Annotated in this window: 8 protein-coding genes; 1 reads left to right on the forward strand and 7 read right to left on the reverse strand. The window is 30.8% G+C overall.

Translation table 11 applies throughout. From position 1 onward, the window contains the following. Positions 1-1,020, reverse strand: coding sequence for a tRNA (adenosine(37)-N6)-threonylcarbamoyltransferase complex transferase subunit TsaD (gene tsaD, locus H1R17_RS11345; RefSeq protein ID WP_163431205.1), 1,020 nt, complete (start codon positions 1,018-1,020; stop codon positions 1-3). 142 nt (positions 1,021-1,162) lie between these two features. Here tsaD and H1R17_RS11350 point away from each other — a divergent pair, with 142 nt between their 5' ends. Further along, positions 1,163-5,632, forward strand: coding sequence for a translocation/assembly module TamB domain-containing protein (locus H1R17_RS11350; protein ID WP_163431206.1), 4,470 nt, complete (start codon positions 1,163-1,165; stop codon positions 5,630-5,632). 32 nt (positions 5,633-5,664) lie between these two features. On the opposite strand, the gene H1R17_RS11355 is transcribed toward H1R17_RS11350, so the two are convergent. From H1R17_RS11355 to H1R17_RS11380, 6 genes are all read right to left on the reverse strand, one after another. Then, complete coding sequence (locus H1R17_RS11355) at positions 5,665-7,797, reverse strand: hypothetical protein (protein WP_163431207.1); 2,133 nt, start codon at positions 7,795-7,797, stop codon at positions 5,665-5,667. Positions 7,798-7,839: 42 nt separating this feature from the next. After that, positions 7,840-8,328: a DUF1456 family protein gene (locus H1R17_RS11360; protein WP_163431208.1), complete on the reverse strand. Its 489-nt coding sequence runs from the start codon at positions 8,326-8,328 to the stop codon at positions 7,840-7,842. Between the two features lie 50 nt (positions 8,329-8,378). Next, on the reverse strand, positions 8,379-9,128 hold the full coding sequence (locus tag H1R17_RS11365) for an LVIVD repeat-containing protein (RefSeq protein WP_163431209.1): 750 nt from the start codon (positions 9,126-9,128) through the stop codon (positions 8,379-8,381). Positions 9,129-9,130: 2 nt separating this feature from the next. Further along, positions 9,131-9,628 carry a hypothetical protein gene (locus tag H1R17_RS11370; RefSeq protein ID WP_163431210.1) on the reverse strand — a complete coding sequence of 166 codons (498 nt, stop codon included), beginning with the start codon at positions 9,626-9,628 and terminating at the stop codon, positions 9,131-9,133. 34 nt (positions 9,629-9,662) lie between these two features. Next, positions 9,663-11,660 carry an excinuclease ABC subunit UvrB gene (uvrB, locus tag H1R17_RS11375; RefSeq protein ID WP_163431211.1) on the reverse strand — a complete coding sequence of 666 codons (1,998 nt, stop codon included), beginning with the start codon at positions 11,658-11,660 and terminating at the stop codon, positions 9,663-9,665. Between the two features lie 82 nt (positions 11,661-11,742). Then, positions 11,743-13,011, reverse strand: a complete 1,269-nt coding sequence (locus H1R17_RS11380; RefSeq protein WP_163431212.1) for an OmpA family protein — start codon at positions 13,009-13,011, stop codon at positions 11,743-11,745. Positions 13,012-13,023 lie beyond the last annotated feature (12 nt).

The following is a 13,023-nucleotide window of genomic DNA, read 5'->3' on the forward strand; positions in this document are numbered from 1 at the left end:
TTAAAAATCTAATCGAGCTTTAGAAACCACATCGTCATCACTAAACATACCTAAACGGTATTTATGATAGCCAACAATACCAATCATAGCAGCATTATCTGTAGTGTATTCAAATTTAGGAATAAACGTTTTCCAACCGTATTTTGTTTCTGTTTCCTTTAGTGCTTTGCGAATTCCAGAGTTTGCAGAAACACCGCCACCAATTGCGATTTGAGTAATTCCTGTTTGCTCTACCGCTAATTTAACTTTATCCATTAAAATTTTAATGATGATGTTTTGAACCGAAGCGCAAATGTCATCAATATTTTCTTCAATAAAATTAGGGTTTTTCTGAACTTCTTTTTGAATAAAGTACAAAATTTGCGTCTTTAAACCAGAAAAGCTAAAATTTAAACCATCCACTTTTGGTTTTGTAAACGTAAATGCTTTTGGGTTTCCGTTTTGCGCGTGTTTATCAATTAAAGGACCTCCAGGATAAGGAAATCCTAAAATTTTAGCGGTTTTATCATACGCCTCTCCAACAGCATCGTCTGTAGTTTCTCCTAAAATTTCCATTTCGGTGAACGAGTTTACCTTAACTATTTGAGTATGACCGCCACTAATAGTCATTGCTAAAAACGGAAAGGTAGGTTTGTCAAACCCTTCTTCATCAATAAAATGCGCTAAAATATGCGCATGCATATGGTTAACCGCAATTAACGGAATATCTAATGCCATACTCAACGATTTTGCAAAAGAGCCCCCTACAAGTAACGAACCCATTAATCCAGGTCCTTGTGTAAAAGCAATTGCCGCTAAATCATTTTTTGAAATACCTGCTTTTTGTAAAGCAACATCAATAACCGGAACTATGTTTTGCTGATGTGCACGTGAAGCCAATTCAGGTATTACACCACCATATAATTCGTGAATTTCTTGTTTTGCCACAACATTACTCAATACTTTTTCGTTATATAGTACAGCAGCCCCCGTATCATCGCACGAGCTTTCAATGGCCAAAATATACGTTCCTTGTTGCATTAAATTTTATCAATTCGGTAGCTAAAAGTGTAATATTTACTGTAATATAATTACATAAATTACTACTTTTGTTACTTGTTTCGTATGCAAATTTAAAACAAATTAGACTATCAAAAAACTTTTTAAAATACTGTTTGGATTATTGCTAGGGCTAGCCTTGCTTTTTATATTGGTTGCCGTAATTATAACCACACCTATTGTTCAAACAGAACTAGCGCATTATGCTACCGAAAAAATTAATGAAAAGTTTAACATTCGTACTTCAATAGGTCAGGTTGCTATTCAATTAAATGGTAATGTTTTAATGAAACAAGTACATGTTTTGGATGATAGAAACAATGATTTGGCGCTTATTAAAAAATTGTACACCAATATTAGCGATTTTAAACAATTAACTGAAGGACATTTACTTTTTGGAGATACAGAAATTGATGATGTTGATTTTTTTATTCGTAAGTACAAAGGCGATTCGTTAACCAATTTAGATAAATTTATTGCTGCATTTGATGATGGCAAACCGGGTAGTGGTAAGTTCTTAATGAAAATTAATCATTTAGAATTAACCAATGGTAGGTTTAAAATTACGGATGATAACACAGGAAACAATCCAATAAACTTTAAAGAAATGAACGGAACTTTAAACAATTTATTGGTTAAAGGACCTAACATTAATGCCGATATTAGCAATTTAAGTTTTAAAGATAAAAGCGGAATTCATGTGAAAGATTTAACAACATCTTTTAGCATGACAAAAAAATCAATGGATTTAAAGCCGTTTATAGTTAAAACAAATGAAACTTCTATCCAAGGAAATGTTGAAATGCGTTATGCCGAGGGTGATTTAAAATATTTTACCGAAAAAGTTAACTTAAATGTTGATTTCAATAAATCAAAAATCGCTACAAACGATTTAAAATTGTTTTATAAAGAATTTGGTGCCAATAATGTTTTGTATTTAACCACAAAAGCAAAAGGTACTTTAAATGATTTTCAACTTACAAACACACAATTATCAGACAAATTTGGATCTGAAATCATAGGAAATTTTGCACTTAAAAACCTTTTTGTAAAGAAAAATCCGTTTAGAATTGATGCAAATTTAGATCGATTAAATATCAATCGATCAAATGCAGTGGCACTATTACCTAATGTTTTAGGAAAAGCATTGCCTACCCAATTAGAGAAATTAGGAACCATAAATTTAATAGGAAACGTTGCGTATCAAGATTTTTATGTTGATGTAGATGTAGAAGCGGTAACTAATTTAGGTTTTGCAAGAGCTGATGTTGAATTATGGAATGTAAATCAAAAGCAAAATGCAACTTACAAAGGCGATGTAGCTTTAGATAATTTTGATATTGGCGGTTTAATTGAAAATGATAAAATTGGTACCGCTACTTTAGCCGCTTCTGTTGATGGTAAAAGTTTTGATCCAGAGTTTTTCAATACAATCATTAAAAGTGAGGTGCAATCTTTTACTTTTAACACCTATACTTACAAGGATATTAGCATTGATGGAAATTTAAAACTACCAGCTTACACAGGAAAATTGGTAAGTAACGATCCTAATGCGCTTTTAAATTTTGATGGTACTTTAGATTTGTCTACAGATAAAGTTGCCGTAGATTTTAAATCAGATATTGCACATTTAAACATGAATGCATTGCATATTGTAAAAGATTCTATTGGTAGTTTTAAAGGTCAGTTTGAGTTGGTAGGAACGGGTAAAAACTTAGATGAGTTTGAAGGAACGTTGCTCGCTCAAAACGCTAGTTATACCAATACGCAAAAAACATATGACTTTGATTATTTGTTTCTTCAATCAGAGTTTGAACCTAATAATATTCGCAAAGTAACCATACAATCAAATGATATTGTAAATGGTTTTGTACGCGGAAACTTCAAGTATAATCAAGTGCAAGCTATTGTAGAAAATACATTAGGTAGTTTGTATAAAAATTATTCGCCCATTAATTTAGGACCTAATCAGTTTATTGAGTACGATTTACATTTCCAAAATAAAATAGTCGATTTGTTTGTTCCTAAATTAGAAATAGCCGATGATACTGCTGTTTCTGGAAGAATTACTGCCGATACTGGTGAGTTTGTTTTGAACATGAATACGCCTTTTGTAAAGTACGATGACAAAAAAGTAAGCAACCTGCAAATTGATATCAATAGTTTAAGAGAAGATCAAAATGCATTCATTTCTATCGATACAATCGATTTAAAAATGTATAAAATGTATGATTTTGTTTTGAACAACACTAAACGAAATGATACTTTATATGTAGATACCAATTTTAAAGGAGGTACCGATGCAAATGATAAATACAATTTAAATTTTTATCATACCATAAACGAAGAAAATAAATCAATTGTTGGTATTCAAAAGTCCGAAATTCAATTTAAAGAATCCATTTGGTATCTAAATGAGTTTAATAACCTTAAGAATAGAATTGTTTTTAATAAAAAAATAAACAATTTTACTATCGAAGATATTTCGCTATCGCATAATGAGCAGTTTGTTACATTAAATGGTAGTATGAATGGACCTGATTATAAGAATTTAAATATCGATTTTCAAAACGTAGAACTCGATAAAATTACACCCGATTTAACCAATTTAACCTTTGGCGGACTTATAAATGGTAACATTTCATTTGTTCAAGAAGACAAAGTTTTTAAGCCTAAATCTAAAATTAATATCGAAAATTTAGAAGTTAATGATGTACTTCTAGGTCTGTTTAATTTTGAGGTAGAAGGAGATGAAGCTTTGCAAAACTTTAATGTTAAATCAAACATTGTGAATGATTTTACCGAAAGTTTTTACATGAATGGTAACATTGCTGTTGCAAAAGGGCAAAGTAAGCTTAATTTAGATGCTGGTTTTAATAAGTTTAATTTAAAAGCAATTGCTCCTTTTTTAAAGTCAATTATGTCTGATGTAAGGGGAGATGCTTCAGGTAGAGCAACCATTTCGGGTACACATAATAATCCTGATATCGAAGGGAAATTATACCTAACCAATGCTGGTATGCGACCTGTTTTTACTGGTGTTGATTATCTTTTTGATGAAAACGCTCCTTTAGATATTACAGAAGAGCAATTTATTTTAAGAAATGTAAACATTACCGATTCTAAATACAAAACCAAAGGTATTTTAAACGGAACCATTTCACATAAAAAACTGAAAAATTGGAGCATTGATGCTAAATTATCTTCTAAAAATCTCTTAGCTTTAGATAGTGAGTATAAGGAAGGTACACCTTATTATGGTGTTGCTTTTATTGATGGTTCTGCAACTATAAAAGGTCCTGTAGAAAGTTTGGTAGTTGGTATTGTGGCTTCTTCTAAAAAAGGTACTAAAATTAAAATTCCGTTGGACGATGCTGGTGGATTGGGCGATAATAATTTTGTTCACTTTTTATCACCTGAAGAAAAAGCGAATCGTTTAAAAGGTATTGAAACTCCATTATCAAGTAATCGTTTTGGAGGTGTTCAGTTGAATTTTGAGTTTTATATTACGCCCGATGCCGAGATTGAAATTCTGTTAGATCGCGCTTCTGGGCACGGTATGAAGGGTAGTGGAGCAGGTTTTATTACTATGGAAATTAACACTTTAGGTCGTTTTAATATGTGGGGAGATTTTATGGTGTATAATGGTGAATATAACTTTAAATACGGCGGGTTAATCGATAAAAAGCTAGATGTTGTAAAATATGGAACCATTCGTTGGGATGGCGAGCCTTTAAATGCTATTTTAGATTTACAAGCAGTTTACAAAACCCAAGCAAATCCGGGACTTATCATTGAAAGCTCTGAAATTAACCGTAAAGTTGATACAGAAGTTGCCATTGTTTTACAGGGTAATTTAAGCAGCCCAGAAATTGATTTCTTAATTGATTTTCCAAATATTAGTTCTAGTATCAAATCAGAAATCGATTATAAACTAGCCGATAAAGATACCCGCGAAACGCAGGCTATGGCGCTACTTGCAACAGGTGGTTTTATTACCGCAGGTAGTAATGCTGGTAATGCAGTTTATGGTAGTTTATTTGAACGTGCTAGTAGTTTGTTTGATGATTTATTTTCAGATTCTGAAGGTAAATTTAGAGTAGGTTTAAATTATTCTCAAGGTGAGCGTAATCCGTTGAAAGAGAATGCTGATGCTGCTCGTGTTGGGGTTACTTTATCTACTCAAATTAACGATCGTATTTTGGTAAACAGTAAAATTGGAGTTCCAGTTGGTGGGCGTGAAGAAAACGTGATTGTAGGCGATGTTGAAGTACAATTATTGTTAAATGACGACGGAAGTTTACGTGCACGTGTTTTTAATCGCGAAAATGATATCAATTATATTGGCGAAGGAATTGGATATACACAAGGAGTTGGTTTAACATATGAAGTCGATTTTAATACCTTTAAAGAGTTGTTGAAACGAATTTTAGTAAAAGCAGATCGCGATGCAAAGAATAAAAAGAATAAAGACAACAAAAACTCTAATGATGTGCCTGATGATGATTACGGAGTAGATTTTTTAAAGTTTCAAGAAAAACGCAGAGAAGAAACTAATAACGATAACAACCAAAAAAAGCCAGAATCTAATTAGATTTTGGCTTTTTAAGTATTTAGCTATTATTTTTATTCTGTATAAAAGGTACCATCTATATTTATATAACCAATAATAGTATTTATTCTTCTACTTTTTTCTCTTAAAAAAATATCAGGCTTGTAATCAGGATTATCTTTTACCTCTATTAAAGAAAGTGTATTTAACCTTTCTTTTTCATTGTAAAAATCAATTTCTTGTGATTGATAGCTTATGTTTTCTTTTGTTAATGTACGTATCCATTCATATTTATTAATGTTCCATAAGCCTCTTTTATGATCATCAACAATATTATCGCTTGCCAAATTAACAAGTACAGGCATATCTTTATAATTTTCAAAAGATAAAATACGTTCTTTCATTGTTTTTATTTCTTTTGTTTTTGTGTTGTGAATGCGAAAGTGGAAATATTTATTATCTTCTGGATATTCAACAATTTGATTTGTTGCAGTTAACGCATAACTTATACTAATATCAGGATCATTGTTAAAAGAATAAATTATATTTCCTTTGGTATCAATTAAATCAACTTGACATTTTAAATATTTGTAACTTCTGTAATCGTCTCCACGTTTTAATTTTTCAAGATATTTTATTCCAAGGTAGTAATTATGATGTTCATAACCAATAGCATCATCATAATCAAAGACTGGAATTAATTTTTTAGCTTTTCTTAAATATATTTGTGATTGCCCGTTTTTATACAATCGAAAATTATGATCAGTTTTTGTATATGTAATTGAATCATATTTATCAGATAATACTAATCCATCAAAATCAGCTAATTTCCATTTATCAAATTCTTTGAAAGCATAAATATTTTGATCTGAATTTCCTAAAAATTCTTGAATATTTTCTGCTTTTTTATAATTTTCATCGTAAATAACAAATGGTTTCTTTTCAGAGGTTCGTAAAGCTGTTAAATATTTATATTTAAAAGGATCTTCGGGATTATATGGCGGCGATATTTTTATAGTTTTTGCTCTATTGTATAAATTATAGCTTCTATTATAACCACCTATACTCATTACATTAGTTCCTTGATCATTAATAAAAAAAAATGTAGTATCAACTTCAATCTGAGAAAAACCAAAATCAAAATGATGCACTAATCTTACTTTTTCCTTTTCAGTAAAACTATTTTCCCAAACCATTTTACGGGTTTTGTAATTATATAAACCATTTAATTTATCATATTCTTTACCAAAAATTCCTAATAAATTGGGAGATGACATTTTATGTTCGCTTACATCCGTTAGCAATAAATTTCCTTTTAAATCATAATAATTATATAGACGTTCATATTCTTTAAGAGTAGTCTCATTTTGGCATATAATCATACCAATATCAGTTAAAACCCTCATATTTAATCCATTTTTAATTACGGTTTTCCCTTCGGGTGACACCAAATCTAATTTATGATGTACTGTTTTTTTAGGATTTTGATCTTCAGGAGTTATAATGCAATATCCATTGTCTAAAATTTCAATAATATTTTTATTAAGATAGGAAGCATTTTTAGCTAATGTAGTTCCGTTTTGGTGCTTAATTACTATATTTTTTTCATCATTGTAAGCTATAATATAATTGCCTTTTGGTACATGAAAGTTTTTATACTTAGGTTCAATTAAATAACGCTCTTTAACGATATCATATACACCCGATAATCCATTTTTAGTTACAAAAAAAAAGTTAGGTGTTATTAATCTACCATTACGTATATTTGCTAATAACGCATCGCTTGTTGCATCTGTAAGTTTAGTAAATTGATTGTTTTCTAATTTATACAAATAGAAAGAACTGTCGTATTGATTTATACTATTCTCACCATAAATGTTAGATTGAGCATGAATTGATGCATTTTCAATAAATAAATAACTTTTATCTTTTTTAATTTCACCAACATATAGATAATTTTTCCCAATAGATTTTCCATTAATATCTAAAATATCTGTAATACTGTCCTTTTGAGCCAAATAATAAGGGTGAATATAAATCAGAGCATCATACTTTGGAGGAATTTTTACAGTTTTTGAGTCAGTTACAAGACCCCATTTATTATTTTTAAAATAGGGAACTAAAATATCTGTTTTATGTTTTTGTGCTATTGTTTTAAAAGATATTAAAATAGATAATAAAAGAATTTTTTTTTTGTAACTATTCATAATATAACTGTTTACTTAAATGTAAATATAAAAAAAACGATCTTATTGATCGTTTTTCTTTTTTGGTTGCCCATTATTGTATTTAAAATTACCTAAAATCTCTTTCTTTGTAGGTGTGCTTTTAGTTGTTGTAGTACTTCTATTAGGAGCTTTACTCGACTTGTTTGGTGTTGACTTTGCTACTGGTTTATTATTAGATTTATAAGAAGGTTTAAAACTTGATTTAGGTTTATCGCCATCCTTTTTTTCAGAATTTAAAGGTTGTTTTGTTGCAGCAACTCCTGCTAAAACTTCTTTTGGATTTTTAGGATTTTCTTTGGTTCCTCTTAAAAAAATAACCAAACCATTCAAAAAATTTCTAAGAATTTGATCTTGACATTCAACGAATTTTGGATGATCTTCAGTTCTGAAAAAATTACCAATTTCACCTTTAGAAATTCTAAAATCAACTAATTCTAAAATCTCTACAATTTGATCGTCACGTAATTGTAGGGCAACTCGTAACTTCTTAAAAATATCGTTGTTTGTCATGTCAAAAATTTTATCAAAGATACAAGAAAAAAGCTTTCTTTACAGAAAGCTTAGTAAGTTATATCGCTAATAGCTGTTAATGTTAAGAAATCACCAGCGTTCCATTTAAACTGTGTCACTTTTTGTTCACCAAAAGCATACAAAATGTTATTATAAATTACAATGTCTTTAAATTTATAATTCACTGATTTTACCAAAACAGGTTCAGCAGGGTTTGTGGTATCAAATATCTTTAACTCATCATCACAAACTATTAGATAGTTTTCATAAATAGCTAATCCTCTTGGATATGTTAAATTTCTTTGATGAATTAATTGAGGATTTTTAACATTGGCAATATCATATACCATTAAAGTATTTAAATTATTACCACAACTTGTATTTGAATGTAAAGTTACATAAGCAAATTGATCATTAGCAACCACAGGATCACATGCTGTAAAATGCTGCGCATCTGACAAATATTTAGGAGATTCTGGATTGGAGACATCATAAATAAACATACCATTTCTAGATCCCATGAACATTAAATCGTTGAAAGAATAAATGGTTTCAATGTTTCTACCAATGGTAACTTTATTAACTTTTACTGGATTTGCTGTGTTTGATATTTGAAAAACATGTAAATCTTGATGATCAACTGTATACAAATAATTTCCTTTGATGATGAAAACTGCCATTGAACCTCCTTGACCAACACCTTCGCTATTTGGTGATCCCGTATCAGAACTATCGCTATCACAAAATGTTAATAACAAACATGTTGCTACAAACAAACTATATTTTAGTACTTTTTTCATGATTAATGTTTTATCCAATCTACAATTATTTGATTATCCGAATTTCCGTAAGACCATCCTTCTGGGCTTATCTTTTGAGGAAATGTGTTTGGTATGCGTTTTTGAACTGTAACGCTATTATTGTTAATTGAAACCGCAACTAAATCTACAGCTTGATTAATATAAATGGTGTTGTTTTTAATAGCCATATCAGTAGCTCCAGGAACTTCTAAAAAGCCCGTTAATTTAGGAGCATTAGGATTACTGTTGTCATAAATGTGAAATCCTTTATTTTCATCTGTAATAAAAATGTAAGAATCTTTTACATAGATTTTTCCTGCTTTGGTCATAGAACGAACGCCTGACATTTTAATAGAGCTTTCTAATTGCTGTCTAGATAAATACACAGGTTCATAACCGGAATATCTTTGCGGACTGTCATCAACATGATAAAAACAGCTTTGCAACATTACAGTTGCAAAAAATGCGCAAAAGTACATGAGTTTTTTTAAGTTTTTCATTTGTAAGTATTTTGGTTAAAAATATAAAAAATATTTACATATTAGACTTTTTGTTAGTTAATTCTTTTATTTCATCTCTAAGTTGCGCTGCTTGTATAAAATCTAAGTTTTTAGCAGCTTTTTCCATTTCTTTGCGCTTTTCTTTGATTGCTTTATCGATGTCTTTTGAATTATAATAGGTAACTTGCTCTTCTGCAACAGCTTTATAAGTAGTTTCTTCTTGATTGTAACTTTTAAATTGATCTGCTAATGATTTTTCGATTTTCTTATTTAAAGCTTTTGGTTTTAAACCGTTTGCTTTATTAAAATCCATTTGTTTATTGCGGCGATAAGCTGTTTCATCAATTGTACGTTTCATACTATCAGTCATTTTATCGGCATACATAATTGCTTTTCCGTTGATATTTCTTGCCGCACGACCTACAGTTTGAGTTAAAGAACGCGTACTTCTTAAGAAACCTTCTTTATCAGCATCTAAAATAGCAACTAAAGAAACTTCTGGTAAATCCAATCCTTCACGCAATAAATTCACTCCAATTAAAACATCAAACATTCCTTTTCTAAGATCTTGCATAATCTCTATACGTTCAAGCGTATCAACATCTGAATGAATGTATCGACAACGAATACCAATTTTAGTGAAATATTTAGCCAATTCTTCAGCCATTCGCTTGGTAAGTGTTGTAACTAAAACACGTTCGTCTAATTCAACTCGCTGATGAATTTCTTCTACTAAATCATCAATTTGATTGGTACTTGGTCTGACTTCTATAATTGGATCTAATAATGATGTTGGACGAATTACTTGCTCAACATATACACCATCAGATTTTTGTAATTCATAATCAGCCGGAGTTGCAGAAACATAAATCACTTGATTTTGCAATAACTCAAATTCTTCAAACTTTAAAGGTCGATTATCCATAGCAGCGGGTAATCTAAAACCATATTCAACCAAATTTTCTTTACGCGATCTATCACCACCGTACATGGCGTGTACTTGCGATACGGTTACGTGACTTTCATCAATAACCATTAAAAAATCTTTAGGGAAATAATCTAACAAACAGAAAGGACGTGTGCCAGGTTCTCTACCATCTAAATACCTAGAATAATTTTCAATTCCTGAACAATAACCTAATTCTCGAATCATTTCTAAATCAAAATTGGTACGTTCTTCTAATCTTTTTGCTTCAAGATGTTTACCAATTTCCTTGAAATAATCAACTTGTTTCACCATATCTTGCTGAATTGCCCAAATTGCATTTTGCAAAACATCGGGCGATGTAACAAACATATTGGCAGGATATATACTTAATAAAGGATAACGCTCAATAACTTTTGAGGTTTTGATATCAAACGATTCAATAGACTCAATTTCATCACCAAAAAAATGTACTCTGAAAGGATCATCAGCATAACTAGGGTAAATTTCTACAGTATCGCCTTTGATTCTGAAAGTTCCGTGTGAAAATTCGGCTTCGGTTCTAGAATATAAAGATTGAACTAATTGTTGTAATAACTTAGTTCTTGAAATTTGCTGATCTTGCTCTATTGTAACAACATTTTTTTGAAACTCAACCGGATTTCCAATACCATACAAACAAGAAACGGAAGCCACAACCAGAACGTCACGGCGACCAGAAAGGAGTGAAGAGGTAGTGCTTAAACGCATTTTTTCTAAATCCTCATTAATAGATAAATCTTTCTCAATATAGGTACCGGTTACAGGTAAGTAAGCTTCGGGTTGATAATAGTCATAGTACGAAACAAAATATTCAACAGCATTGTCTGGAAAAAACTGTTTGAATTCAGAATATAATTGTGCTGCTAATGTTTTATTATGTGCTAAAACCAAAGTAGGTTTTTGAACTTCTTGAATAACATTTGCAACCGTAAAGGTTTTACCAGAACCCGTAACACCCAACAAGGTTTGAAAACGTTCTTCGTTTTTAACTCCATCCGATAGCTGTTTTATAGCCGTTGGTTGGTCTCCCATAGGAACATAATCAGATACAACCTTAAATTTCATAGTATTTTGATTTTTGACAAAGATATAAATAAAAAAAGAGAGGTATAAAACCTCTCTTTTTTAAATATCTATAAACTTTTAATTAGTTTACTTTGAAAGTTACTCTTCTAGCAAATTTAGAAGTAGTTTTGTTAGCTCCATCAAAAGAAGTATCCTCTCCTTTAGCAGCCACTTTAATTCTTGAACTAGAAATACCAGCTTGTTCTAAAATTTTAGCTACATTTTTAGCACGTTTTTCAGATAAACGTTGGTTGTATTGAGTATTACCAACTGAATCAGCAAAACCATTAACTTCTACAGAAGCGTTAGGGTTTGAACGTAAATAAGTAACTAAGAAATTAGTAGCTTCAGCATTTTTAGGAGTTGATTTATCGAAATCAAAATAAACTGCTACATAACCTTGGTTGATTAAATCAGCTGCAGTGTTTGAATCAGCAGATGAGAAAGTATCTCCTTTTTTAGCGTATCTTGAATCGAAGTAATCTTCGTAAGAATCTGGAATACCATTTTTGTTTAAGTCAATAGAACGACCTTTAGTATCAACCATATTTCCTGCTGGAGTGTTTGGTTCTAAATCTAAATAATCAGCTACACCATCATTATCAGAATCAACCATTTTGTTCTCGATATCTGTAACACGATTTTCTAAAGCTTCAACACGGTTTGTTAAACCATCGTTAGCGTACCAGTCAGCATGTTGCTCGTTTCCACCTAAGTAGAAAGATAAACCTAAAGTAGCGTTATAAAAAGTTCCGTTGAAACCTCTGTCATTAGCATCTATTTTAGAAGCTCCATCAAAAGTAACATCTTGACGAATAGTGTTAACCATTGTAAAATCCGCATTTAAAGCAACACGGTTACCTAATTTCACTTGACCTGTTAAACCTAATAATACATGACCCATTTGGTCTTTATCATAATCTAACATTGTTGTAATACCATCTTTTCCTGGCTGCATCCAAGAATATCCAGCACCACCATGTGCTAATAAACCAAAAGTTTTAGTCCACTCTTCAAAGTTCATGATGCGTCCTAAGTTTGCTACCCCTTGTAAACTTGCTCTATAATGAGTAGTTCTGAAGTATTTAGAATCTTCACCACTTTTCATGTAGTCATAACCAAAATCAGCTTTAATACCGAATTTGTTGTTGAACATGTAACGAATACCTGCATCAGCATGTACTAAACCAAAGAAAGTATCACCTGTATATCCTGGTGTCATTGGAGATGAAGGTTTTGTTAAACCACCATTAATGTCTACAGACCATTTGTTGTAAGGTAATCCTTCTTGAGCGTTCATATTAGTGAATGCTAATAAAGCTGCAACTAAAGGTAAAGTTATTTTTTTCATAAAAACTTTTTT

Origin of the sequence: Flavobacterium sp. xlx-214 (genome assembly GCF_013874595.1) — a bacterium.
In the GTDB taxonomy this organism is placed as follows: Bacteria; Bacteroidota; Bacteroidia; order Flavobacteriales; family Flavobacteriaceae; genus Flavobacterium.